Source organism: Pseudomonas sp. GW456-12-10-14-LB2, assembly GCF_002884345.1.
Classification (GTDB): domain Bacteria; phylum Pseudomonadota; class Gammaproteobacteria; order Pseudomonadales; family Pseudomonadaceae; genus Aquipseudomonas; species Aquipseudomonas paraglycinae.
The window spans coordinates 96,861-121,189 of the sequence record NZ_POHV01000017.1; the positions used below are offsets into that span (position 1 = coordinate 96,861).

The window sequence follows — 24,329 nt, forward strand, 5'->3', positions numbered from 1 at the left end:
CCTCCCCTAGACTTGGCACACTGCCAGCCTATCCGGGGGAATGCCCGCATGCTCGACGCCATTCGTTGGGACACCGATTTGATCCGCCGCTACGACCTGGCGGGGCCGCGCTACACCTCGTACCCGACGGCCGTGCAATTTCACAGTCAGGTCGGCACCTTCGACCTGTTCCACGCCCTGCGCGACAGCCGCAAGGCCCTGCGCCCATTGTCGCTGTACGTGCACGTGCCGTTCTGCGCGAACATCTGCTACTACTGCGCCTGCAACAAGGTCATCACCAAGGATCGCGGCCGTGCGCTGCCGTACCTGCAACGGCTCGAGCAGGAAATCCAGCTGATTGCCTGCCACCTCGACCCGGCGCAGAAAGTCGAACAACTGCATTTCGGCGGCGGCACGCCGACCTTTCTCAGCCACGACGAATTGCGCCAGTTGATGGCGCACCTGCGCAAACATTTCAATCTGCTGGATGACGATTCCGGCGATTACGGCATCGAAATCGATCCACGCGAAGCCGACTGGTCGACCATGGGCCTGCTGCGCGAACTTGGTTTCAACCGAGTCAGTATCGGCCTGCAGGATCTCGACCCGGCGGTGCAACGGGCGGTCAATCGCCTGCAAAGCCTTGAAGAAACCCGCGCGGTGATCGACGCGGCGCGCACCCTGCAATTTCGCTCGATCAACATCGACCTGATCTACGGTTTGCCCAAGCAGACTCCGGACAACTTCGCCCGCACCGTCGAGGAAGTCATCAGCTTGCAACCGGACCGGCTCTCGGTGTTCAACTACGCGCACCTGCCGGAACGCTTCATGCCGCAGCGGCGGATCAACGGCAACGAACTGCCGAGCCCGGCGCAGAAACTGGAAATGCTCCAGCGCACCATCGAACAACTGACCGCCGCCGGCTACCGCTACATCGGCATGGACCACTTCGCCCTGCCCGACGATGAACTGGCGATTGCTCAGGAAGAGTCGACCCTGCAACGCAATTTCCAGGGCTACACCACCCACGGCCATTGCGACCTGATCGGCCTGGGCGTGTCGGCCATCAGCCAGATCGGCGACCTGTACTGCCAGAACAGCAGCGACCTCAATCACTACCAGAACACCCTCGCCGGCGCGCAACTGGCCACCAGCCGAGGCCTGGTGTGCAACGCCGACGACCGCTTGCGCCGCGCGGTGATCCAGCAACTGATCTGCAATTTCAGCCTGGATTTCGCCGAGATCGAGCGCAGCTTCAACATCGATTTTCAGGGTTACTTCGGCGCGCTCTGGCCGCAATTGCAGGGCATGGCGCAGGACGGGTTGATCGAACTGGATCGCGAGCGCATCACCGTGCTGCCGGCCGGGCGCCTGCTGGTGCGTTCGGTGTGCATGGTGTTCGACGCGTATCTGGAACAGCAGAACCGCCAGCGTTTTTCGCGGGTGATTTAGCTCTTCATCAGCAGCGAGTTGGTGTTCAGGTTCTGGTCAGCGGTCAGGCCCGATTGGTCGATGACCTTGGCCAGGGACAGATTGGCGGTGATCAGACCGTTGTTGAGGGCGGAGATGGCGCCTTTGAGGGCAGCGATCTTGGCGAACCGCTCTTCGTTGGAAAGGGTCTTGTTGGCCATCAGCGCGTTGATCTGGGCGTTCTTTTCGGCGATCTGCTGGCGAAACTTGCGAATCATCTTCAGCAATTGCTGGACGTTTTCAGGCAGCCCGCTTTCTTCGATATCGCGGTTTTTTCCGCCGGAGCCGGCGGATTTTGCAATGGCGGCACCGGACAGCGACACTTTGACGCCCTCGACCAAGGTCGGGCTTCCCAACGATGCCGCGTCTGTGCCGGACTCATCGTCAACGGAGGTTTCAGCACTTTCCAGCAACGACGCAACGCCACTGTTACCGGGGGTCAGCGTACCAATAGCAGTCATCGAAGCGGTTCCTTGCATGCCGTCAGATACCTGTTTATCGGCCGTCATCCCTGCGGCTTTATGCCGTGGGGGCAATCTCGCCACAGGCTGGCCTGAATGTCCTCCGCTGGGTTACCCTTACGCCTTATGTGTGTTTTCCCACAAGGATTTAAGAAATGTCCGAGCCAGTTAAACTGCGCGCTCACAACCAGGCTAATTGCAAGGATTGCAGCCTGGCCCCTCTCTGCCTGCCACTTTCGCTGAATCTGGAAGACATGGATGCGCTGGACGAAATCGTTAAACGTGGCCGCCCGTTGAAAAAGGGTGAGTTCCTGTTCCGCCAGGGCGACACTTTCGATTCCGTTTATGCAGTACGCTCCGGCGCCCTCAAGACCTTCAGCCTGAGCGACACCGGCGAAGAACAACTGACCGGCTTCCACCTGCCGAGCGAACTGGTCGGGCTGTCCGGCATGGACACCGAGAAACACCCGGTTTCCGCCCAGGCGCTGGAAACCACTTCGGTCTGCGAGATTCCCTTCGAACGCCTCGACGAGCTGGCCCTGCAATTGCCGCAGCTGCGCCGCCAGTTGATGCGCGTGATGAGCCGCGAAATCCGCGACGATCAGCAAATGATGTTGCTGCTGTCGAAGAAAACCGCCGACGAGCGCATCGCCACCTTCCTGGTCAACCTGTCGGCACGTTTCCGCGCTCGCGGGTTCTCGGCCAACCAGTTCCGCCTGAGCATGTCGCGCAATGAAATCGGCAACTATCTGGGGCTGGCGGTGGAAACCGTGTCCCGGGTCTTCACCCGCTTCCAGCAGAACGAACTGATCGCCGCCGAAGGCAAGGAAATCCACATCCTCGACCCGATCCAGCTCTGCGCCCTGGCCGGCGGCTCGCTCGAAGTCTGATCTCGACCCGCGGCCGAGCGAATCGTTTCAGCCGCGGGTATACTGCGCCGTTTGCAGCCCTGCCAGGACACCTCGACGATGGTCTTCGACTCCTTCGACATCAAATCCCTGATCCGCCCCGTGATCGACTTCCCGAAACCGGGTGTGATCTTTCGCGACATCACCCCGCTGTTCCAGTCGCCCAAGGCTCTGCGCCTGGTGATGGACAGCTTCGCCCACCGCTATGTCGAAGCCGACTTCACCCACATCGGTGCGATGGATGCGCGTGGTTTCCTGATCGGTTCGGTACTGGCCTATCAGTTGAACAAGCCGCTGGTGTTGTTCCGCAAGCAGGGCAAGCTGCCGGCGGACGTGCTGGCCGAAGGTTACGCGACCGAGTACGGCGAAGCGTTCCTCGAAGTGCATGCCGACAGCCTGTGCGAAGGCGACTCGGTGGTGATGTTCGATGACCTGATCGCCACCGGCGGCACGCTGATCGCAGCGGCCAACCTGATCCGCCGCATGGGCGCCCGCGTTCATGAAGCGGCGGCGATCATCGATCTGCCAGAGCTGGGTGGCTCGCAGCGTCTTGAGGACATGGGGATTCCGACGTTCTGCCTGACGCAGTTTGCGTTGACTGATAAATAATCAGCCCCGCGCCTCGATCGTTCCCACGCTCCGCGTGGGAACGATCAAACACCGAAGATTACAGTCCCATCTGCTTGCTGATGATCTCGTTCATCACTTCCCGCGTCCCGCCGCCAATCGACAAGATGCGGTTATCCCGGTACAGCCGCTCCACCAGGCTTTCGCGCATATAACCCAACCCGCCAAGAATCTGCACCGCTTCATTGGTGATGCGATCCGAAGTCTCCGTGGCAAAGTTCTTGGCCATGGAAATTTCCTTGATCACGCTCTGCCCCGCCGCCATTTTCGCCGCCTGCCGGTAGGTGAACTCCCGCGAGACTTCCAGCGCCGTGGCCATTTCCGCGAGGCGATGCTTGATCACCTGGAACTTGCCGATGGGTTTGCCGAACGCTTGTCGCTCCTTCGCCCACTTCAGGCTTTCTTCCAGCGCCAGTTGCGCGGTCATGTTGGCCATCAACGCAAGGGCCAGACGCTCGGATTGGAAGTTGCCCATGATGCAGGCAAAGCCCATGTTCTCCGCGCCGATCAGATTTCCCACAGGCACCCGGCAATCGTCGAAGAACAATTCAGCCGTGTCCGACGCCCACCAGCCCATTTTCTTCAGTTGCCGGCCGACGGTGAAACCCGGCGTACCCTTCTCGATCAACAGCAGGCTGATGCCACCAAAACCGGGCGCACCGGTACGCACCGCGACGGTGTAGTAGTCGGCGCGTACGCCACTGGTGATAAAGGTTTTGCTGCCACTGACCCGGTAATGGTCGCCGTCGCGTACGGCGCGGGTCTGCAGGTTGGCGACGTCGGAACCGCCGCCCGGCTCGGTGACGGCCAAGGCGCTGATCTTCTCGCCGCGGAGCACTTGGGGGACGACGCAATCGCGGACTTCAGGCCGGGCCCATTTTACGATCGGCGGCAAACCGATATCGAGCGAACCAAGCCCGGCCACCAGCCCGCCGGAGCCGCAGCGCATCAGTTCTTCGCTGGCGGCGATCTTGGCGAACAGATCACCTTCGTGACTGCCGCCCAGCGCTTCGGGGTAACCGATGCCGAGGATCCCGGCCGCACCGGCCTTGAGGTACAGATCACGGGGAAAGCTTTCGGCTTCTTCCCACACATCAATGTCCGGCAGGATCTCGCGTTCGACGAAACGTCTGACGCTGTCGCGGACCATTTGGTGGCTGGGGTCGAAGTATTCCTGGAAGGCGGGCATCGGCGAACTCCATGGAAGGGTTCGCCGAACTTAACCGAGCGCTTGCTTGGTTTTCAACAGGATTGTGTGGCTCAGAGGGAAATCGGCTTGCGCCCGGCAAACGAGTGAGCCAGCGTGCCGCCGTCCACCAGTTCCAGTTCGCCACCCAACGGTACGCCGTGGGCGATGCGCGAGGCGATCAGGCCTTTGTTCTGCAGCAACTGGGCGATGTAGTGGGCGGTTGCTTCGCCTTCCACGGTCGGGTTGGTGGCGAGGATGACTTCGGTGAAGGTGCCCGCCTCTTCGATCCGCGCCATCAATTGCGGAATGCCGATGGCCTCCGGGCCGAGCCCGTCCAACGGGGACAGGTGCCCCTTGAGCACGAAATAGCGACCGCGAAATCCGGTCTGCTCGACCGCGTAAACGTCCATCGGCCCTTCCACCACGCACAGCAGCGTGTCGTCGCGGCGGGTGTCGGCACATTGCGGGCACAGATCGTCTTCGGTCAGCGTGCGGCACTGGCGGCAGTGTCCGACCCCTTCCATGGCCTGGCTCAAGGCCTGGGCCAGGCGCGTACCGCCGCTGCGGTCACGTTCGAGCAACTGCAACGCCATACGCTGGGCAGTTTTCTGACCCACGCCCGGCAAAGTTCGCAGGGCATCGATCAGTTGGCGAATCAAAGGGCTGAAGCTCATGGGGAAAAAGTCCGACAAAACAACGAGACGCGGTTTATACCCGCGCCTCCGGCCAGCGTCAAATCCTCAGTCCTGGGCGACCTTCACCACCAGTTTGCCGAAGTTGCGCCCCTCCAGCAGCCCGATAAACGCTTGCGGCGCCTGCTCCAGGCCCTCGACCACGTCCTCGCGGAACTTCACCTTGCCATCGCGTACCCACGGCACCATGGCGCTGATGAATTCCGGCTGACGGTCACCGTAGTCGTCGAACACGATGAAGCCCTGAATCCGTACGCGTTTGGTCAGCAAGGTCCGTTGCAAGGCGGGCAAACGATCCGGGCCTTTCGGCGCTTCCGAGGCGTTGTAGCCAGCGATCAGGCCGCACAGCGGGATCCGCGCCTTGGGATTGAGCAGCGGCACGACGGCATCAAAGACGTGGCCGCCGACGTTTTCGTAATAGATGTCGATGCCATTGGGACAGGCCTTGGCCAGTTGCTCGGCGAAGTCCGGTGCCTTGTGATCGATACAGGCGTCGAAGCCCAGTTCCTCGACCACGTATTTGCACTTCTCGGCACCACCAGCCACGCCGACGGCGCGCAGACCCTTTATCTTCGCCACCTGGCCGACCACCGAGCCCACTGCGCCGGAAGCCGCAGCGACCACCAGGGTCTCTCCTTCTTTTGGCTGGCCGATGTCCATCAACCCCATGTACGCGGTCATGCCGGGCATGCCCAGCACGCCGAGGGCCATCGACGGACTCGGCAGGCCCGAAGGGATCGGGATGATATTGCGGCCATCGCTGATGCTGTGGCTTTGCCACCCGGTGGCACCAACCACCAGATCGCCGGGGTGGAATTTCGGATGACGCGACTGTTCGACCCGGCTGACAGCCCCGCCGGTCATCACCTCGCCGATTTGTACCGGCGCCGCGTAGGACGGCGCGTCACTCATGCGCCCGCGCATGTAGGGATCGAGCGACAGGTACAGGGTCTTGAGCAACACCTGGCCGTCGTCAAGATCCGGCAGCGCCTCGCGCTCCAGACGGAAGTTCTCGGGCGTTGGCGCGCCCACCGGACGCGAGGCCAGGACGAAGCGTTGATTGAGGGTCAGAGGGTCGGACATGTCAGCGTCTCCTTTGAAGGGTGAATTCGGCGGTATAGGGAGCAGACCGTTGCAGCTATTGCGCGTTCGATGTTTCGTCAGCCGGAAACAAAAATGCCAGGCGCACTGCCTGGCATTTTGTGTAGCTCATCTGTCGCCGGATGGCGAATCAGAACGGCAGTTTCATACCGGCCGGCAGGTTCATGCCAGCGGTCATGCTGCCCATTTTCGCCTGGCTGTTGGCTTCGATCTGACGCACGGCGGCGTTGACGGCAGCGGCCACCAGATCCTCGACCACTTCACGGTCGTCTTCGTCCAGGCCCGGCAGAACGCTCGGGTCGATGCTAACTTTTTTCACGTCATGACGACCGGTCATCACCACGGTGACCAGATCGCCACCGGCTTTGCCGGTGACTTCGGCGTTGGCCAGTTCTTCCTGCATCTTGGCCATTTTTTCCTGCATCTGCTGCGCCTGCTTCATCAGGCCGGCCATGCCACCTTTCATCATGGGAATCACCTCAAAAGTACTTGGATCAAAACAGCGCCCGGCCAGACAGGCCGGACGCCCTCAGTTATTAGCCCTGACTGACCAGGGCGTCGACAGGTTCAATAGTATCGTGTCGCACGACCGCACCGAACTGCTGGACCATCTGCTGGATGAACGGATCGCCGTGGATCGATTCCTCCGCCTCGCGCTGACGGTTGGCACGGCGCCGGGACGCGGCCTGGGCCGGGGTTTCCTGCTCGGGCTTGATCAACTCGATGGTCAGGGTCAGCGTGCGCCCGTGGAACTGGTTCAGCGCATCGTTCAGACGACGTTGCTGGGTGGCGTTGAACAAGGCGCTGTGGGCCGGGTCTAGGTGCATCAGCCAGTTGTCACCATCGACCGCGATCAGCGTGCAGTTGGCGGCGATGCTGCCGGTCATGCCGGAGATCGGCAGTTGCGGGAACAGCTCCAGCCATTGCAGGGCTAGACCGGTGGCCGGCGCGGCGGCAGGTTCCGGCTCGGGCTCCGGGGCCGGTTCTGCGGCGTGTTCGCTGGCCAGATCGTCGAGGTAACTGTAGGCCGAATCCATGTCCGGCTCGATGTAGTCCTCGTCGAGCGGCGGCTCGTCGTCCATGTCCATGCCCGGCGTGGCGGCATCGACCTCGGCTACTGACGGCTCGGGGATCGGCGCGGCGGCCCACTCCGGGGCGTCCGGCACGACGCTGTCCGGGGTCGGCAGCGGCATCGGCGGCAAATCCGGTTGTTCGGCGGTGGTTTCCAGCACCGGCTCGACCGCTGGCTGCTGCACAGGCGCCGGTTCTACCGGGTCGTTCCACGGCAGGTCGACGACTTCTTCAACGGCGACCGGCTCGGGCTCTGGCTCAGGAACGGTTTCAGGCGCAATCACCGGGGCAACCGGTGCAGGCTCGGGAGCCGGCGCAGGTGCAACCACCGGCGCTGGCGCGGGCGCAACAGCCGCAGCAACTACCGGCGCAGGTTTCGGCGCGGCAGCCACTGAGTTTGCGGAATCAACTGTGGCCTGGCTGATCCCCACTGGCTTTAGCGGTTGCCGCGGGGCGTCCGCTGTGTCTGCCGGCCGGAAGGCCAGCATCCGCAGCAGCACCATTTCGAAACCGCCTCGCGGGTCCGGCGCCAGCGGCAAGTCGCGGCGACCGATCAGGCCCATCTGGTAATAGAACTGCACGTCTTCGGCCGGCAAGGCCTGGGCCAGTGCCAGCACCCGGTCACGGTCGCCGTGGCCGTTGTCGACACCTTCCGGCAAGGCCTGGGCGATGGCGACGCGGTGCAGCACGTTGAGAATTTCCGAGAGCACGCCGTTCCAGTCCGGGCCCTGTTCGGCCAAATGACGCACGGCTTCTAGCAATGCCTTGGCGTCGCCTTCGATCAGCGCGTGCAGCACGTCGTAGACCTGGCCGTGATCCAGCGTACCGAGCATCGCCCGCACGTCGGCGGCCAATACCTTGCCTTCACCGAAGGCAATGGCCTGGTCGGTCAGGCTCATGGCATCACGCATCGAACCGTCGGCCGCGCGGCCGAGCAGCCACAGGGCGTCGTCTTCGAACGGGACATTTTCGGCGCCCAAAACGTGGGTCAGATGCTCGACCACCCGCTCCGGGGTCATGTTCTTCAGAGAGAACTGCAGGCATCGCGACAAAATCGTTGCCGGAAGTTTCTGCGGGTCGGTGGTCGCCAGGATGAACTTGACGTAGGGCGGCGGCTCTTCGAGGGTTTTCAGCAGCGCATTGAAGGAATGGCTGGAAAGCATGTGCACTTCGTCGATCAGGTAGACCTTGAAGCGCCCGCGGCTCGGGGCGTACTGCACGTTGTCGAGCAGCTCGCGGGTGTCCTCGACCTTGGTCCGGCTCGCGGCGTCGATCTCGATCAGGTCGACGAAACGGCCTTCATCGATCTCGCGGCACACCGAACACTCGCCGCACGGGCTTGAAGTGATACCTGTTTCACAGTTCAGGCATTTGGCGATGATCCGCGCAATCGTGGTCTTGCCGACGCCCCGCGTACCGGTGAACAGGTAGGCGTGGTGCAGGCGCTGGCTGTCCAAGGCATTGATCAGAGCCTTGAGCACATGGGTCTGGCCGACCATTTCGCGGAACGAGCGCGGACGCCATTTACGTGCAAGAACCTGATAACTCATCGAAAACCGTCGCGGCAAAGGAAGCAGAAGCGGCTAATGCTAGCGGAGCAAGGGCAAAATTGCATCCGGTGTGCTCGTCTATTCTGGCTAAGCTGCATGAGCGAGGGCTTTTGTCGGCTCGGGATCGGGAATTACCGGAGCGTTTATGCGGTGGGCCGTGGGGGCATTACTGGGATTGAGCCTGAGCGCGATGGCGTCGCCACCGCCGCTGCGCTTCGTGGTTGCCGACAGCTGGGCGATGCCGATGGTGCAGATCGAACGCGGCCGCCCGACCCAGGGCATCCTCTACGACATGATGCTCAGCCTCGCGACCCAGGTCGGCGTGCCGGCACAATTTCACGTCCTGCCCCGCGCCCGGGTGCAGAACGCCATGGAACACGGCGACGTCGACGTGCGCTGCTATGCCGCACAATCCTGGCTGCCGAACCTGTCCGGGGATTACATCTGGAGCATTCCGCTGCTGTTCCAGCGTGACCTGCTGATCAGCCGCCAGGACCAACCGCTTAGCGCCGATCCGGCCCACCTGCCCCGCCAGTCGATCGGCACCGTGCTCGGCTACAGCTACCCCACGCTGCAACCGATATTCGACGCCGACCGACTCTGGCGCGAAGACGCGCGCAACCAGGAACAGGTGCTGGACAAGCTGCTGGCCGGGCGCTACCGCTACGCCGTGAGCAATCAATGGACCCTGGACTGGTTCAACCAGCGCCTGCTGCCGGGGCAGCAACTGCAGGCGGTGGCGGTGTTGCAGGAGCAGAAGGTCGGCTGCTATGTGCGCAATGATCCGAACGTGCCGGTGCAGCGGATATTGAGGACGTTGCTGCGGATGAAAATGTCGGGGGAAATTGATGACATTATCCGGTTGTATACCAGGAGCTCCGAGATCAGCCCATAACATTTTGGAGAGTGTGAGCTTTCGCGGAGGTTGCAGCGTCTTAAAACTGCCTGCACTAACGGCTGCTCCAATTTGCAACGTTTTCCAAACAGCGCGCCTTCAGCTCATCCCTTTCAACACCGTAATGGAGCTGGCGATGGGCATCCGCAGTTATTGCTATCACGTTATCAACCGTATCAGGACCACCCTCTGAAAGCGGGATAATGTGATGAGTTTCTAAATAAACACCACCATTTGCCATCTTAAAGCCGGCAACCTTCGTTAGCTCACAGATGCCTCCAGATCGTGCTAATACTCTACGGCGAACGCTCGGATCACGAAAACGCTTCACTCCCCCATAAACATAGCTATCAACGCGCCCCTCAACGAGAAACTGATCGACGACTCTTCCATCAGCAGATATATCAGCCCCATCAAGAATTTCTTCAGCTCCAGTATTTCTACAGATAATATTTGGCTGATCTCGCACGCCACGAACCAAAACGAAGGCTCCTGTAGCACTGTCAAACGACTCTACGAACCATGCTTGATCATCCAGCTCCCGCCCGACTGCACGATCATGCCCTGCTTCGCCTTCTTCTTTTTCGCGAACAGGTCCAGAGACAATAACTACCCGAACATTTTTTTCATTCACGTACGCAAGTTCAACGGTAGAACTGAAATGCTGTGCCCGCGTGATGCGCGGATCCTTGATTGTACGGTTTCTATTCCTTATGTCTTTTTCAAGTTGCCGTATCAGCGTGTCGGCATAGCTCCTCAGGTTTCCAACAAAACAGATTCGCCCACGACTATCGAGCTCCATTTCCTCGAACCAAACGCATAAAAGTAATACGTCACCATTTTCACTTCGAAAAGACCATTCGTAGCAGTACCCACCATTTGATTGAGGTAGGGCTACGGGCTGTCCATCTTTTCTTCTGAAGCTCCACGCTTGAATATCGATACCTGCGCTTTGCACGCAATCTATGATCATCCATTTGCCAGTTGGCTTTAGGGAATCCAGAACTGGCTCCATTGCGCACTTCCTTGTGATTTATGTGGATGCTCTTGAGGATAGCAGCCAATCGTATTGAGCACCCAGATGCTGCGACGACCGCTTTCAGTCACGAGAATCTAAATTACGAACAGGTTGACGAAGTAAATATGCATCAAACCAGCTAGTTACAAAATAACCCTGTGCAGAAAGCATTCACAAAAACGGCTCATAGGATTGAGCCCTTTGCTATTGAAGAAGCTCCTTCAAAATTGTGCCTTCACATAACTCTCGATAGGTTTCTGCAGTAGGTCCTGTGGATGATCACCGCCGAAAGTCAGCCACTTGCTCTTGCCTGAAACCACGGTCGAGGCCAGAGGCTCATCACCCTTCGCGCCATAGATCACCAATTTCACTTCGATCCGGTCCGGGATACCCGACCACTCTGTAGCCCGGTCCTCCCAATGCAGTATTTCCGGCACAACGTAGTAGCCGGCATTCCCCAGCTCTCTGATACAGGCAAGATCGGCACAGGATTCGGAGACTTTCACCTGATTGGAATAGCGAGCAAATGCCGACCGAACCGCGCCCGCCGTCATGGCACCTGACGCTTTATAAAGGTTGGTCTCGTAACGACCATCGACAGGCGTTGCGATAAAGACCGCCTGACCCTGGATTAACCTTTCAGGGCTTGTCGCCAAATCCTGCTGAACGTACTTGGCGGAGCAGCCTGAAACCAGAACAGATAAAACAATGATTGAACGCTTGAACACAGTGTCTCCATGATTTTCGATGCGGGAGGATCAACCCGCTAGTGGTAGGGCTGAAGCGCGCGAATACTACTAGTGCACTACACTCTGTCCATGCAGAATGGAAGCTAGCAGAGCGAAAAATCGCAGCACAAACCGCAATGGAAGGCCGCCTAAATCGCTCCAACTTGTATGCTACGAACACTGTTTTTAAATGAAGCCCATCAATATCCATGCGACTCACGGAATTTCTGCGTTCTGCCTTGGTGTTCTTCCACCCATTCAACGACATCCATCGGAACGTAAAGCTTCACCTTTGCACGAGAAATTGCAATGTAAACAGCGCAAATCCGCCGATCGAACTCATAGGCATCCTTGAATCGCTCTTTGGTGAGCAGCTCAGGAGTTAAGAAAACCTCATCAAACTCCATGCCCCCCGTGCTTTCTGCAAGCATCAACATGCAGCATTTTTCAGAACGACCGATCATTCTGTTCAAACGAGTCAGATCGGCAATCTTGAAGCCTTTCTCCAGTTCGCCTTTGACCCATAGAAACGACAAGTCAAATTGGTTGGCGTCGCACACTTGCTGCCAATCAGTCATATCACTGAAATACCGATGTGCACCATTCGGGATGGCGTCGATACTGTAAAAATCAGGTTTAAACAATGCGATAGCGGTAGTCATGAAACGCTTGAGGTCATCCTCTGCGCCATCCGAAAAGCTAAACGCGCAATTGGCATCGTGCAAGGAGATCGCCCATCTCACCGTATCCCAGGGCGATGCCGTCAGTACTACACAACCTTCAGGTGGAGCAAAACCTGGCGAGTAGATTTCTATACCGACGTCAGCGTCACGAGCACCTTCGAATGGAATCTTGCTCTTCTCTGTATGAAGGGAGATCAACGGATTGACCAAACGCTCAACATTGCGGCCTGAGCGTACGGAGTAACAGACGTCACTTTGCCGAACCTCACGCTTTCTTTTGACTACGTCACGATTGGCATGCTGATACTCATCCCCCAGAGTTATCAGTACCTGACGCCCACGATCAATGATCTGTAAAAGCGACGCGGGGATGTCCTGACTCTCGTCAATCAGAATATGCGTATATCGGGCAGGCACCGCACATCCTGCCAAACTCGCCCGTTTTATCATCAATAAAGCTTCGAGGTCTGCTTGAGCGACCCATGTCGGATTCGCTGAGAGATAGACCCAAAGCCGGCTCGAATACTCGAGAAGCACTTTGGCATCCAGGGTAGACAAGGCGCGCTTGAAATGAGGGAAGTGTTTGGCCGACAGCGTGTGATCCGTAGAGCCGCAATAGAGCTCAATCACCTTGAGGCAGACATCAAGGGTGGCCGGACCATTGCGAGACTGGAAACCGAGGATATTCAATTCCCGCGAAAGAGCATCCTTGCTCGGCCCTCTGAGCGAAACCTGTGCAGCTCTGGGCGCAAACTCATTCAACAACTTCCGTGCAAAGGTTTCGAAGGTGGCGCAAGAAGTCCCCTTACCTGCGCTTCCAATGCGCTTGCGCAGCGTTTCCAGCTTTGCCTTTGTGCGCGCCAACACCAAAGCCGCACCAGGTTGCAAACAGTCCATCAGGACGCTTAGCAGGTGGCTCTTTCCAATTCCCGCGTAACCTTGAACATGTAGATCCTCATCCAGATTTGCACGAAAGGTTCTGACCAACTTGTCTTGCGCAGCGCTCAACCAACGCTCACGGTGCTTAGGCGTGACCATCTGCTGGCTGAATGGGTTGTGGGCCTTATGGTGGCGGATTTTGTACCCAACATCCCATTTGCCATCAGACATCAGGTATTCCCGCGCCGACACTTCATCAGCCAGGAGGAAACGAAGATTCAAACGCTTGAGAGCTTTCAGGCCGCGGGTCAACTTATCATTGTTGAATAACCGTTGCGCTTCGGGCAGCAAACCTGTGCCTCCCAAGCTACGAGAATCAACAGCCCACGCAATAAGCTTGACCAGAATCTTCTCTGCCGCGACAGCACTCAGGTCTTTTTCGCCTGCCTGTGCCAAATTTTGAATGACCAGCACCGCCGCCAGTTCCGGATCGCTTAGGACGTCGAGATTTTTTGCGCCATTTGCCAGAAGCAAGCTCGCACACACGTCTTCTGTAATGGGCAGAAACGCAGGACTGGATAAATCAAAATGTTCCGGGTGCATAAGTCCTCTTAGCTAAGGCAGGGAACATCACAAGCTCAATCCCAACCATGATCTTCATTCATTTCGGGATCATCCTCCTCTGGATCATCGACTGACCAGAGATCACTATCTTCAAATACCCGAACTATTTCATTTCGGATCGGCGTGACATGGCGAACATCATTGAGCCAACCCAATTCGACCAATCTGGATCGTACCTCTCCAATCGGCACACCCAGAGTGGTGCTCAAGCGGTAAAGGATCCTTTCGGCGATCTTGATATTTCCATCCTGATGGTCGACATAGATAACCCCATGCCCGCGCCACTTCACCTCAAAATGGTCAAGGAGTGGCGCCAAGTGTTCTGCCAAGTTTTCCTTTGCCATCCATTTCGAATCACTCATGGGTGACCTCGTCATTGATTCGAAGCTCAAAGCGATAGCCCCCGAAAGTGCCCGACATCTCTCCGGGATATCTGCCACCCCCCTTCCCTACGCTGGCTCCTTCGGCACCGATTTTCCCCTTCAACTCACAAGCCGCCATATCGAACAACCTGAGCAAATTTTCGGGACTCTCGGCAGTCACGCGCAACTGCAGATCACATTTCTCCGCAACCATGTGAATTGAAGGCCGGGAATTCACTATCGGATCGAGAGACATGTCTTGCTGAGGTTCATCCACGCGTTTGCTAGCGGCTGCACCACTTAGAATTGCAGCATGCTCTTCGTCCATGAGATCGAGCACCCTCGAAAGCTCAAGGGTCTTTTCAGGATGCAATTGCATCTGCTCCTTGATCTCTAGGCGGCGTAGCTGCCAGTCCCGAATTTTTGCTTGGGTCGAGTTATCCATTTCACCCACTTAGACTAGTTTTCAATGCTGGGTAACGGAGTATGACAGCCTTCATCTGCGATGGTTAAAAGCACGTGCAGGACAGGAAGGTCATTTCATTAAATATGGCGGCATTGCGAGACGGGACTTTCCCACAGGAAGAATTTGCGTGCTCCGCCAAATCGCAGGCATAAAAAAACCGCAGTGGGCGAAACCCATGCAGTTCGGTGTCGATTCGTTCGATGTTCGTTAAGGTGGTAACCCTACCAGCCACACCCCGGCACACAATGTTCCCGCTGTGGCTGCTGCCTTCCGGCTCTGACCAGGTTCACGGGTAATCGTTGCGGGGGGACCGATAGGGTCACCATAACGACGCTCGCCTGTCGGCGAGCCGCGCCATTGTACCTATCTGAGACGAAGTTACAACCGCTGGTTGAAGATTAAAAATATGAAGGGCTTCAAGCACTTGCTATTGCGCTTGCAGCACCTCGTCCGCGCGGCCGCCCTCTTGCTGGATCACCAGATGAATGAAGTGCAGCTTGGCGATCGCCGCCGGCGGCAGGACGAACGGATAGAAATCCGGCTGGCCCATGCTGCGCGACAGTTCGTTGAGCATCCCCGCCAGTTCGATCCACGCGTTGACGAACGACAGGAACGCCGCGCCGCCAGGATGCTCGGGGTCGTACAGCGTGCTCGACGGAAACGGCTGGTAGTCGAGGTCCATCTCCCGGGCACTCATGCCGAAGCCCAGCGCCGTATCCACCGCGTCCATCATGTGCAGGTAATGCGCCCAGGTTTCCGCCCAGTCTTCCCACGGGTGCATGGTGGCGTAGGCGCTGACGTAATGCTGCGGCCAGTCCGCCGGCGCGCCCTGTTGATAATGCCGCTCCAGCGCCTCGGCATAACTGGCGCGTTCATCGCCGAACAGGTTGCGGAATGAACCGAGCCACGGACCGTTGTCGATCAGGCGATCCCAGTAGTAGTGCCCGACCTCATGGCGAAAGTGCCCGAGCAGCGTGCGATAGGGTTCATGCATCTGCGCCCGGACCTGCTCGCGGTGGGCGTCGTCGGCTTCTTCGATGTCGAGGGTGATCAGGCCGTTGGCGTGGCCGGTCATGGGTGCATTGCCTTGCAGATCGACGCCGATGAAATCGAAGGCCAGGCCGGTGGCTTCGTCGACGGTTTTCGGGACGACCGGCAGGCCGAGGCTGATCAGTTGCGCCACCAGTCGGCGCTTGGCGATTTCCACCTTGCGCCAGCGTTCGGGGTTTTCCGGGACGGACAGATCGGGGATGGTGCGATTCAGAGCACAGGCCGCGCACAGGGTGTCGTGATCATTGGCGGGCAGCAGCCAGTTACAGGCCGCCGGCGTATCAAGGTTGGCGCAGCGCCGGAACAGCCCGGCCTCGGGATCGACGTCCAGCGTCCAGGTGCCCTCTTGCGGCCCCGGTTGCAGCGAGGTCAGGCGACTGTGTTCCGGTTGATAACCCAGCGTCGCGTTGCAGGCCAGGCACTGGCTGTTGCGAAAGAACAGCGACTGGCCGCAGCGGCACGGCCAGACTTTGCTGTTGCGCGAGGATTCGCCCATGAACGGCGCGACGATGCGGGAACTGAGCTGCTCGAAAAAGCGGTACATGGCGATCTCTCCCTTGGGCTTGCCAAGACTAGATCATTCCCGCCCAAAGATCGTTCCCACGCTCTGCGTGGGAACGATCACCTGTCGATCAGTCAGGCGCTGATACCGTGCCCTTTCAGGAACGCGATAAACGCCTCCTCATCCATCACTTTCACGCCCAGTTCGTTGGCCTTGGTCAGTTTCGACCCGGCGCCCGGCCCGGCGACCACGCAATGGGTCTTGGCCGACACGGAGCCGGCGACCTTGGCGCCGAGGCTTTCCAAGTGTTCCTTGGCGACGTCGCGGCTCATCAGCTCGACCTTGCCGGTCAGCACCCAGGTTTCCCCGGAAAGTGGCAGACCTTCGACGACTTTCTTTTCGCTCTGCCAGTGCATGCCGAAATCGCGCAGTTGCTTCTCGGCGTCTTCAGCCAGTTGACGATGCTCGGGCAAGGCGAAAAACTCGCGAACCGAATTGGCCTGCTTTTCCGGCAATGCCTGGCGCATGTCCAGCCAGTCAGCGTTCATCACGCCTTCCAGCGTTTCGAACTTGTCCGCCAGCTTCTGCGCCCCGCCCGGCCCGACCGAAGGAATGTGCAGCTTGTCGAGGAAGCCGCCCAGCGTGGTGCTGGCGGCAAACTCGGCGCCCAGCTCGCCCTGATCCTGAATCTGCAAACCGTGGCCCAGCAGCTCGGTGATCACCTGCTGGTTGTGCGCATCTTCGAAGAAGCTGTGAATCTCGTGCGCCACTTCCAGGCCGATGTCTGGCAGGTACGTCAGCACTTGCGGCAAGGCTTGCTGAACACGCTCCAGCGACCCCAGCGAACGCGCCAGCACCTTGGCCGTCTCTTCGCCGACATCCGGAATGCCCAGCGCATAGATGAAGCGCGCCAGACCCGGCTTCTTGCTGTCCTCGATAGCGGCCAGCAACTTGTTGCTCGACACTTCGGCAAAACCTTCGAGGTCGACGATGTCATCGAACTTCAGCGCGTAAAGATCGGCCGGCGAACTGACCAGACCTTCATCGACCAGTTGCTCGACGCTCTTGTCGCCAAGGCCTTCGATGTCCATCGCGCGACGGGAGACGAAGTGAATGATCGCCTGCTTGAGCTGCGCACCACAGGCCAGTCGGCCGACGCAGCGATACACCGCACCTTCGCTGATGGTTTCCTTGCCCTTGCTGCGTTTCACCAGTTGCGTGCGTTCGACATGGGAGCCACAAACCGGGCAGCTCTCGGGAATCTGCACAGGGCGCGCGTCTTCAGGGCGGCGCTCCATGACCACTTGCACCACTTGCGGTATCACGTCACCGGCGCGGCGAATGATCACTGTGTCGCCGATCATCAGGCCCAACCGGGCGACTTCATCCATGTTGTGCAGCGTGGCGTTGGCCACGGTGACGCCGGCGACCTTGACCGGTTTCAACCGCGCCACAGGGGTGACGGCGCCGGTGCGGCCGACCTGGAATTCCACGTCGACCAGTTCGGTGAGTTCTTCCATCGCCGGAAATTTGTGGGCGATGGCCCAGCGTGGTTCACGGGCGCGGAAGCCCAGCTCGCGCTGGTCGGCAATGCTGTTGACCTTGAACACCACGCCGTCGATTTCATAGGCCAGCGAATTACGGCGCTCACCGATATCGCGGTAGTAGTCCAGGCATTCACCGATGCCCTTGGCCAGTTTCAATTCGTGGCTGATCGGCATGCCCCAGGCTTGCAGTTGCTTGAGGTTGCCGATGTGGGTGTCGGAAATATCGTGAGAGACCTGACCGATGCCGTAGCAGCAGAATTCCAGCGGACGGTTGGCGGTGATCTTCGAATCCAGCTGTCGCAGGCTGCCGGCGGCGGCGTTGCGCGGGTTGGCGAAGGTCTTGCCGCCGACTTCCAGTTGCGAGGCGTTGAGGCGTTCGAAACCGGCCTTGGACATGAACACTTCGCCGCGCACTTCCAGGGTCGCCGGCCAGCCCGTGCCGTGCAGCTTCAGCGGGATGTTGCGCACCGTGCGCACGTTGACGCTGATGTCTTCGCCGGTGGTGCCGTCGCCACGCGTGGCGCCGCGCACCAGCACGCCATCCTGATACAGCAGGCTGACCGCCAGGCCATCGAGTTTCGGCTCGCAGCTGTATTCCACCGCCGCGCCACCGCCGAACAGGTCGCCGGCCGGGAGATCCAGACCTTCGGTCACCCGGCGATCGAACTCGCGCATGTCGGTTTCTTCGAAGGCGTTGCCGAGGCTGAGCATCGGCACTTCGTGACGCACCTGGGTGAACGCGGTCAGCGCCACGCTGCCGACACGCTGGGTCGGCGAGTCGCTGGTGATCAGTTCCGGATTGGCCGCTTCCAGCGCCTTGAGCTCGTGGAACAACCGGTCGTACTCGGCATCCGGAATGCTCGGCTCATCGAGGACGTGGTAACGGTAGTTGTGCTGATCGAGTTCAGCGCGCAGCTCTAGAATGCGGTCTTTGGCGGCAGTCATGGGTGTTCTCTCATAAAGCAAAAGAGCAGCCGAGGCTGCTCAATCTATTTTGCCGATTGCCCCTTTATTGCGAGGCAACCTTTTCAATCAACGCTTCTGGGTCAGGGCGCGACGTTCGAATTCGACGATGCGCTGACGGTAGTGCTCGATGGTCTGCGCGGTCAGGACGCTGCGCTGGTCATCTTTCAACTCGCCGTTCAGTTCCTGGGACAGCTTGCGGGCTGCCGCGACCATCACGTCGAAGGCCTGCTTCGGATGGCGCGGGCCTGGCAGGCCGAGGAAGAAGCTCACCGCCGGGGTACTGAAATGGTCGATGTCGTCCAGATCGAAAATGCCCGGCTTGACCGCGTTGGCCATGGAGAACAGCACTTCACCGTTGCCGGCCATGCTTTCGTGACGGTGGAAGATATCCATCTCGCCGAAACGCAGACCGCTTTCCAGAATGTTCTGCAGCAGTGCCGGGCCCTTGAAGCCGGCCGGGTCGCGGCAGATCACGCTGATCACCAGCACTTCTTCGGCTTGCGGCTGATCTTTATCGGCCACTGCCGGCGACGACTTGGCGGCAGGCTCGACGAAATCATCGTCGCGGCTGCTGAAGCTCGGGCCGCCGTCCAGATCCAGATCGAGGTTCAGGTCGCCCTGGGCCGGACCGTTGCTGCCGCGCTTGCCGCGCTTGGAACCGGATTCGCGAGGCTCGCGTGCTTCGCGGGCCGGCATGCTCACCGATGGCAGATCGTGTTCGTCCAGTTGCGGCTCTTTATGTGTATCCAGCACGCGGGCCGGGCCCAACAGCTCAGCGCTGGTGTCCTCGTCCGGCAGGTTGGACAGACTTCGGTCAAGACGGAATTTCAGTTTTCCCTTGCCGCCGCGCATACGGCGCCAGCCATCGAAAAGAATACCGGCTATCACAATGATGCCGATGACGATCAGCCACTCGCGCAGACCGATTTCCATGTAATCCCGTGCCTCTATAAAAAATGCTGAAAAATAAGGGGTTTACACTGTGCAAACCGCTTTAAAACGTGGCGCCAACTCTATGTTCTGACAGGCGTTTTGCCCACGTATACGAAAAATTGACATTAAACTAGCACGACCAAAGACAACTTTACACCGTCTGTCTCATTGGCTTGCGCGATTATGTCGATTGGCCAGCAAGTCGAAGCCGGTAAATATGTCCTACAGACTACAAATACCTTTTCCGACAGCGCCGGCTCAGGCATCCACCATCGCCATCGCCTCCTCGACATCCACGGCTACCAGTCGCGAACAACCCGGCTCGTGCATCGTCACGCCCATCAACTGGTCAGCCATTTCCATGGCGATCTTGTTGTGGGTGATATAGATGAACTGCACGGTCTGCGACATCTCTTTGACCAATCGTGCGTAGCGTCCAACGTTAGCGTCATCCAGTGGTGCGTCAACTTCATCGAGCATGCAGAACGGCGCCGGATTCAACTTGAAGATCGCAAAAACCAGTGCCAGCGCGGTCAGGGCCTTCTCGCCACCAGAGAGCAAATGGATGGTGCTGTTCTTCTTCCCGGGCGGTTGCGCCATGATCGTCACCCCTGTATCGAGTAGATCTTCGCCCGTCAGTTCCAAATACGCCCGCCCGCCACCGAAAACTTTCGGGAAAAGTGCCTGTAAACCGCCATTGATCTGATCAAAGGTATCTTTGAAACGGTTACGGGTTTCCTTGTCGATCTTGCGGATGACGTTTTCCAGGGTCTCCAAGGCTTCGATCAGATCGGCGTCCTGGGCGTCCAGATAACGTTTACGCTCGGATTGTTGCGTGTATTCATCGATCGCCGCGAGGTTGATCGCGCCCAGGCGCTGAATGCGCGCGGCGATGCGTTCAAGCTCTTCCTCGGCAGCCTTCTCGCTGGCCTCGGCGGTCAGGGTGTTGAGCACGCCGTGCAGATCGTAGCCGTCTTCCAGCAGTTGATCTTGCAGAGCCTTGCGGCGCACGGTCAGGGCCTGCCATTCCATGCGTTGCTGTTCGAGCTGACCACGGATCAATTGCGATTGCTGCTCGGCCTGGGTCCGGCGTTTTTCCGCGTCGCGCAGTTCGCGGTCGGCGTCTTCCAAAGCGATCTGGGCGGTCTTGAGTTCATCGTCGACGCTCATGCGCTTGTCGAGCAACTCTTCGAGTTTGAGGCGCAGCTCTTCCAGCGGTGCCTCGCCCTCCTCCAGATTCAGGCTGAGCTGTTCACGTTTTTCGGTGAGGCGCTCGGCCTGCATTTCCAGACGTTCAAGGGCCTGACGGGTCGAATCGTGCTGAGCACGCAGCGAGCCAAGACGCACGGCCAATTGATGGGCGTGGTCCTTATGTTGGCGGGCTTCCTGGCGCACCCGATCCAGGCGTTCGCGCAGGCTGTCGCGCTGGGCCAGCAGCAATTCGCGCTGCTCGGTGTCGAGGGCCATGGCGTCGAGGGCGTCCTGCAACTGGATCCGCGCTTCGCCGATGTTTTCGTGTTCCAGCTCGCGCTGCTCGGCGAGCTCGACCAGTTCTTCGTCGAGGCGGGTGCGACGCAGGTTCAACTGCTCGGCCTTGGCCTTACCGGCGGAAAGCTGAGCTTTCAGTTCGCCTTGCTGACGGGCTTCATCCTGCAACAGTCGACGCAAATGTTCGCGACCGTTTTCCTGCTGACGCTGTTGCGCGCGCAGGGTTTGCAGACGGGTTTCCATGGCCTCGACCGTGGCTTCACGCTCTTCGCGTTCGGCATGCAGCGATTCGATTTCCTGGCCGCGCGCAAGCATGCCGCTTTCGGCTTCACTGGCGCGGCGCACCCGCAGGAAATGCCGGCCAACCCAGTAACCGTCGCGGCTGATCAGGCTTTGCCCGGCAGCCAGTTGGCCACGCATAGCCAGCGCCTGTTCAAGGCTATCGACCGGTTTGACCTGAGCGAGCCAAGGCGACAAATCCACCTGCGCCTCGACCTTGTCCAGCAGGCTGCCGGCCACGCGCACGCCGTCATTGCCGGGGCTGAGCAAACGCAGATCGCCCTGGGCAAAACCGGACAGATCGAAACCGTCGAAATCATCCACCAGCACCGCTTGCAGGTCGGCGCCGAGCACGGTTTCCACCGCCAGCTCCCAACCGGCCTCGACCTTCAGGCCTTCGGCCAGACGCGGACGCTCGGCGAGGTTGTGTTCCTTCAGCCATTCGGCAGTTCCGGTGCCCGGATCGAGCGCGGCCTGCTGCAAGGCTTCCAGCGATGCAAGGCGACCATTGAGGCGCTGCAAATCGCCCTGCGCCTGTTGCTGCGCGGTCAGCGCTTGCTGCAATTCCTGACGCAGTTGCTCAAGTTTTTCGACCTGGGCTGCTTCGCTGGTCTGCAAATCTTCAAGGGTGGCTTCGGACTCGGCGAGCTGTTCGCTGAGCTCCATGATCGCCGCGTCTTCCGGATCGGCCGACAGCAACGCGCGCTCTTCGCCCAGACGCTTTTGCCGATCAGCCAGGCGCTCCATGCTGGTTTCCAGCTGCTGGATGCGCGACTGCTGCACTTCGGCCTGGCGACGGGGTTCGGCGGCAGTCAGGTTGAAAGCGTCCCACTGCTCCTGCCAGCCGTGCATCACGGTTTCGGAATCTTCCAGCGCAGCGGCGGCTTCTTCGGCGGCGGCGTTGGTGATTTCCTGCTCGGGGGTCAGTTGATCGAGCTCTTCGCCGAGGGTCAGCAGCAAGGTGCGGTCGTGGCCCAGGTGCGATTCGGTTTCGAGGCGTGCGCGCTCGGCTTCTTTCAGATCGTCCTGCAATTGGCGCAAGCGCTGCTGGCCGTGCTGGATGCTCTGCTCGACCCGGGCGATGTCGCCGCCGACCGAATAGAAGCGCCCCTGCACCAGATTGAAGCGCTCGGACAGGTCATGGTGCCCGTCGCGCAGGCGTTCAATCGCCGCGTCGGCGTTGCGCTGTTCGGCGACCAGCGCTTCAAAGCTGATTTCCTGGTTGCCGATGATCGATTCGCGCTGACCGACCTGATCGTTCAGATCCTGCCAGCGCAGGGCCGACAGTTGCGCCTTGAGCTGGCGTTCTTCAGCCTTGTATTCCTGATACTTCTTGGCGGCCTCGGCCTGCCGGTGCAGGCGTTCGAGCTGGCGCTCGAGTTCTTCGCGCAGGTCAGTCAGACGGGCAAGGTTTTCGTGAGTGCGGCGGATGCGGTTTTCAGTCTCGCGCCGACGCTCCTTGTACTTGGAGATGCCGGCGGCTTCTTCGATGAAGTTACGCAGGTCTTCCGGCTTGGACTCGATCAGCTTGGAGATCATCCCCTGCTCGATGATCGAGTAGCTGCGCGGGCCGAGGCCGGTGCCGAGGAAAATGTCGGTGATGTCGCGACGACGGCATTTGGCGCCGTTGAGGTAATAAGTCGTCTGGCTGTCGCGGGTCACTTTGCGGCGAATCGAGATTTCCGCATACGCCGCCCACTCGCCCAGCAGCGTGCCGTCGGAGTTGTCGAACACCAGTTCGATGCTCGCCTGGCTCACCGGTTTGCGGCTGGTCGAGCCGTTGAAGATGACGTCGGTCATCGACTCGCCACGCAGGTTCTTGGCCGAGCTTTCGCCCATCACCCAGCGCACGGCGTCGATGATGTTCGACTTGCCGCAACCGTTCGGCCCGACGACCGCCGCCATGTTGCTGGGGAAGTTCACCGTGGTCGGATCGACGAAGGATTTGAACCCCGCCAGCTTGATGCACTTGAGCCGCAAGGTCAGGCAACCGTCAGGGCGGACACCACCAGATCGCAGCTGCGCTGGGCGTAAGCCGTCAGCACGATGCGGATCTGCGGCAGGTCACGGGCGAGGACGGCGGCGAGCAGGCGTTCGAACAGTTCGAGGAACTCGCTCATCTCGGCCTTGCGCTGTTCCAGCGCGAGGAAATACGCACGGCTCATGGCCGGTTGCAGGTTCTCGACGGTTTCCTGCAGGTACGGGTTGTTGGCGAACGGATACGCGGCGCGCATCACGTTGAAGCTGTCGTCGACGAAGGTGCGGATGTCCTGACGCTCGTAGCTGGCGGTCAGGCGCTGCTGGATCTGCACGAACGGCGCCATGTCGGACTGGACTTGCCAGCCATTGGCCACTGCGTTGCCGAGCAGGATGTACAACTCGCTCATCAGCGTGCACAGGCTCTGCACCTTGTGCGCCGTAAGCTCAGTGACATGGGCGCCACGGCGCGGCAGGATCGCGATCAGGTGACGGCGCTCGAGGATCAGCAAGGCTTCGCGGACCGAGCCGCGGCTGACGTTCAGCGCCAGCGTGACCTTCTGTTCCTGGATACGCTCTCCCGGCTTCATTTCGCCGCGAATGATCCGTTCGGCGAGGTGGTGAGCGATTTGCTCGGCGAGGCTGTCCGGCGCCTTGAACGTCATGGTTGTCCTTCAAACTCTTCGATCTGCACAAGCGGCGCAGTGTAGCGCAATGCGCGGTCATGGCGGAGTGCCCGCACAGCGGTTTTTGGCACGAATCCCGCAAAAAAGCGCTTGATCCAATGAGGGTCAATACTGAAGAGACACGTGGTTGAGCGACAAAACGGTTTTTCCTGACCTTTAAGTCAGAAAACCATTGACCGAAAAGTCAGACCTGCTAAA

At 59.5% G+C, this 24,329-nt stretch carries 20 protein-coding genes and 1 other RNA gene; 4 read left to right on the forward strand and 17 right to left on the reverse strand.

The genetic code is table 11. The annotated features are described in order from the left end of the window. The first annotated feature begins 48 nt into the window (after positions 1 to 48). Positions 49 to 1,431: an oxygen-independent coproporphyrinogen III oxidase gene (hemN, locus tag C1X29_RS14190; protein ID WP_011333280.1), complete on the forward strand. Its 1,383-nt coding sequence runs from the start codon at positions 49 to 51 to the stop codon at positions 1,429 to 1,431. On the opposite strand, the gene C1X29_RS14195 is transcribed toward hemN, so the two are convergent. Next, complete coding sequence (locus tag C1X29_RS14195; protein ID WP_102717711.1) at positions 1,428 to 1,910, reverse strand: hypothetical protein; 483 nt, start codon at positions 1,908 to 1,910, stop codon at positions 1,428 to 1,430. The two genes, hemN and C1X29_RS14195, sit on opposite strands and share 4 nt — an antisense overlap. 155 nt (positions 1,911 to 2,065) lie before the next feature. On the opposite strand from C1X29_RS14195, the gene fnr reads away from it, so the two are divergent. Further along, on the forward strand, positions 2,066 to 2,800 hold the full coding sequence (gene fnr / locus C1X29_RS14200) for a fumarate/nitrate reduction transcriptional regulator Fnr (protein ID WP_007951654.1): 735 nt from the start codon (positions 2,066 to 2,068) through the stop codon (positions 2,798 to 2,800). Between the two features lie 78 nt (positions 2,801 to 2,878). Then, entirely contained in the window at positions 2,879 to 3,427 is a 549-nt protein-coding gene (locus tag C1X29_RS14205; RefSeq protein WP_003223345.1) for an adenine phosphoribosyltransferase, read from the forward strand. A gap of 58 nt (positions 3,428 to 3,485) precedes the next feature. Here C1X29_RS14205 and C1X29_RS14210 read toward each other — a convergent pair whose 3' ends face one another. From C1X29_RS14210 to dnaX, 5 genes are all read right to left on the reverse strand, one after another. Further along, on the reverse strand, positions 3,486 to 4,634 hold the full coding sequence (locus C1X29_RS14210) for an acyl-CoA dehydrogenase family protein (RefSeq protein WP_102717712.1): 1,149 nt from the start codon (positions 4,632 to 4,634) through the stop codon (positions 3,486 to 3,488). 71 nt (positions 4,635 to 4,705) lie between these two features. Beyond that, positions 4,706 to 5,308, reverse strand: coding sequence for a recombination mediator RecR (recR, locus tag C1X29_RS14215; protein WP_007951652.1), 603 nt, complete (start codon positions 5,306 to 5,308; stop codon positions 4,706 to 4,708). A gap of 66 nt (positions 5,309 to 5,374) precedes the next feature. Beyond that, positions 5,375 to 6,409: an NADP-dependent oxidoreductase gene (locus tag C1X29_RS14220; RefSeq protein WP_102717713.1), complete on the reverse strand. Its 1,035-nt coding sequence runs from the start codon at positions 6,407 to 6,409 to the stop codon at positions 5,375 to 5,377. 148 nt (positions 6,410 to 6,557) lie between these two features. Beyond that, the gene (locus C1X29_RS14225) at positions 6,558 to 6,896 is read right to left on the reverse strand and encodes a YbaB/EbfC family nucleoid-associated protein (RefSeq protein ID WP_007951650.1); all 339 of its coding nucleotides are present in this window, start codon (positions 6,894 to 6,896) and stop codon (positions 6,558 to 6,560) included. Between the two features lie 67 nt (positions 6,897 to 6,963). Continuing rightward, positions 6,964 to 9,048, reverse strand: coding sequence for a DNA polymerase III subunit gamma/tau (gene dnaX, locus C1X29_RS14230; RefSeq protein ID WP_102717714.1), 2,085 nt, complete (start codon positions 9,046 to 9,048; stop codon positions 6,964 to 6,966). A 145-nt stretch (positions 9,049 to 9,193) separates the two neighbouring features. On the opposite strand from dnaX, the gene C1X29_RS14235 reads away from it, so the two are divergent. Then, positions 9,194 to 9,943 (forward strand): ABC transporter substrate-binding protein, encoded by a 750-nt coding sequence (locus tag C1X29_RS14235; protein ID WP_102717715.1) that lies wholly within the window; start codon positions 9,194 to 9,196, stop codon positions 9,941 to 9,943. 55 nt (positions 9,944 to 9,998) lie between these two features. Here the strand turns inward: C1X29_RS14235 and C1X29_RS14240 are convergent, their stop codons facing one another. From C1X29_RS14240 to C1X29_RS14290, 11 genes are all read right to left on the reverse strand, one after another. After that, positions 9,999 to 10,958 (reverse strand): HNH endonuclease signature motif containing protein, encoded by a 960-nt coding sequence (locus C1X29_RS14240; protein ID WP_102717716.1) that lies wholly within the window; start codon positions 10,956 to 10,958, stop codon positions 9,999 to 10,001. A 224-nt stretch (positions 10,959 to 11,182) separates the two neighbouring features. Continuing rightward, entirely contained in the window at positions 11,183 to 11,689 is a 507-nt protein-coding gene (locus C1X29_RS14245) for a DUF4823 domain-containing protein (protein WP_102717717.1), read from the reverse strand. Positions 11,690 to 11,889: 200 nt separating this feature from the next. After that, entirely contained in the window at positions 11,890 to 13,854 is a 1,965-nt protein-coding gene (locus C1X29_RS14250; protein ID WP_102717718.1) for a hypothetical protein, read from the reverse strand. A 35-nt stretch (positions 13,855 to 13,889) separates the two neighbouring features. Further along, a complete protein-coding gene (locus C1X29_RS14255) occupies positions 13,890 to 14,237 on the reverse strand; it encodes a hypothetical protein (protein WP_102717719.1) in 348 nt (115 codons plus the stop codon). Next, positions 14,230 to 14,682, reverse strand: a complete 453-nt coding sequence (locus tag C1X29_RS14260; protein WP_102717720.1) for a hypothetical protein — start codon at positions 14,680 to 14,682, stop codon at positions 14,230 to 14,232. Before C1X29_RS14260 ends, C1X29_RS14255 begins: the two co-directional genes overlap by 8 nt. A 240-nt stretch (positions 14,683 to 14,922) precedes the next feature. Beyond that, positions 14,923 to 15,019, reverse strand: an RNA gene (gene ffs / locus C1X29_RS14265) — signal recognition particle sRNA small type. Between the two features lie 111 nt (positions 15,020 to 15,130). Further along, positions 15,131 to 16,297 carry a putative zinc-binding metallopeptidase gene (locus C1X29_RS14270; RefSeq protein ID WP_102717721.1) on the reverse strand — a complete coding sequence of 389 codons (1,167 nt, stop codon included), beginning with the start codon at positions 16,295 to 16,297 and terminating at the stop codon, positions 15,131 to 15,133. Positions 16,298 to 16,389: 92 nt separating this feature from the next. Further along, the gene (ligA, locus tag C1X29_RS14275; RefSeq protein WP_102717722.1) at positions 16,390 to 18,747 is read right to left on the reverse strand and encodes an NAD-dependent DNA ligase LigA; all 2,358 of its coding nucleotides are present in this window, start codon (positions 18,745 to 18,747) and stop codon (positions 16,390 to 16,392) included. Between the two features lie 87 nt (positions 18,748 to 18,834). Continuing rightward, positions 18,835 to 19,701 carry a cell division protein ZipA gene (gene zipA, locus C1X29_RS14280; RefSeq protein ID WP_064378762.1) on the reverse strand — a complete coding sequence of 289 codons (867 nt, stop codon included), beginning with the start codon at positions 19,699 to 19,701 and terminating at the stop codon, positions 18,835 to 18,837. Between the two features lie 258 nt (positions 19,702 to 19,959). Then, positions 19,960 to 23,448 (reverse strand): chromosome segregation protein SMC, encoded by a 3,489-nt coding sequence (gene smc, locus C1X29_RS14285; RefSeq protein ID WP_102717723.1) that lies wholly within the window; start codon positions 23,446 to 23,448, stop codon positions 19,960 to 19,962. A 2-nt stretch (positions 23,449 to 23,450) separates the two neighbouring features. Continuing rightward, a complete protein-coding gene (locus tag C1X29_RS14290) occupies positions 23,451 to 24,110 on the reverse strand; it encodes a GntR family transcriptional regulator (protein ID WP_007952019.1) in 660 nt (219 codons plus the stop codon). Positions 24,111 to 24,329: the final 219 nt, after the last annotated feature.

Excerpts from the sequence above, each read along its gene's own strand:
- C1X29_RS14235 (WP_102717715.1), top strand. The coding sequence starts at position 9,194 with ATGCGGTGGGCCGTGGGGGCATTACTGGGATTGAGCCTGAGCGCGATG.
- C1X29_RS14290 (WP_007952019.1), bottom strand. The coding sequence starts at position 24,110 with ATGACGTTCAAGGCGCCGGACAGCCTCGCCGAGCAAATCGCTCACCAC.
- C1X29_RS14195 (WP_102717711.1), bottom strand. The coding sequence starts at position 1,910 with ATGACTGCTATTGGTACGCTGACCCCCGGTAACAGTGGCGTTGCGTCG.
- C1X29_RS14270 (WP_102717721.1), bottom strand. The coding sequence starts at position 16,297 with ATGTACCGCTTTTTCGAGCAGCTCAGTTCCCGCATCGTCGCGCCGTTC.
- C1X29_RS14260 (WP_102717720.1), bottom strand. The coding sequence starts at position 14,682 with ATGGATAACTCGACCCAAGCAAAAATTCGGGACTGGCAGCTACGCCGC.
- C1X29_RS14205 (WP_003223345.1), top strand. The coding sequence starts at position 2,879 with ATGGTCTTCGACTCCTTCGACATCAAATCCCTGATCCGCCCCGTGATC.
- fnr (WP_007951654.1), top strand. The coding sequence starts at position 2,066 with ATGTCCGAGCCAGTTAAACTGCGCGCTCACAACCAGGCTAATTGCAAG.
- zipA (WP_064378762.1), bottom strand. The coding sequence starts at position 19,701 with ATGGAAATCGGTCTGCGCGAGTGGCTGATCGTCATCGGCATCATTGTG.
- C1X29_RS14240 (WP_102717716.1), bottom strand. The coding sequence starts at position 10,958 with ATGGAGCCAGTTCTGGATTCCCTAAAGCCAACTGGCAAATGGATGATC.
- C1X29_RS14220 (WP_102717713.1), bottom strand. The coding sequence starts at position 6,409 with ATGTCCGACCCTCTGACCCTCAATCAACGCTTCGTCCTGGCCTCGCGT.
- dnaX (WP_102717714.1), bottom strand. The coding sequence starts at position 9,048 with ATGAGTTATCAGGTTCTTGCACGTAAATGGCGTCCGCGCTCGTTCCGC.
- hemN (WP_011333280.1), top strand. The coding sequence starts at position 49 with ATGCTCGACGCCATTCGTTGGGACACCGATTTGATCCGCCGCTACGAC.
- ligA (WP_102717722.1), bottom strand. The coding sequence starts at position 18,747 with ATGACTGCCGCCAAAGACCGCATTCTAGAGCTGCGCGCTGAACTCGAT.
- C1X29_RS14250 (WP_102717718.1), bottom strand. The coding sequence starts at position 13,854 with ATGCACCCGGAACATTTTGATTTATCCAGTCCTGCGTTTCTGCCCATT.
- C1X29_RS14255 (WP_102717719.1), bottom strand. The coding sequence starts at position 14,237 with ATGAGTGATTCGAAATGGATGGCAAAGGAAAACTTGGCAGAACACTTG.
- recR (WP_007951652.1), bottom strand. The coding sequence starts at position 5,308 with ATGAGCTTCAGCCCTTTGATTCGCCAACTGATCGATGCCCTGCGAACT.
- C1X29_RS14225 (WP_007951650.1), bottom strand. The coding sequence starts at position 6,896 with ATGATGAAAGGTGGCATGGCCGGCCTGATGAAGCAGGCGCAGCAGATG.
- C1X29_RS14210 (WP_102717712.1), bottom strand. The coding sequence starts at position 4,634 with ATGCCCGCCTTCCAGGAATACTTCGACCCCAGCCACCAAATGGTCCGC.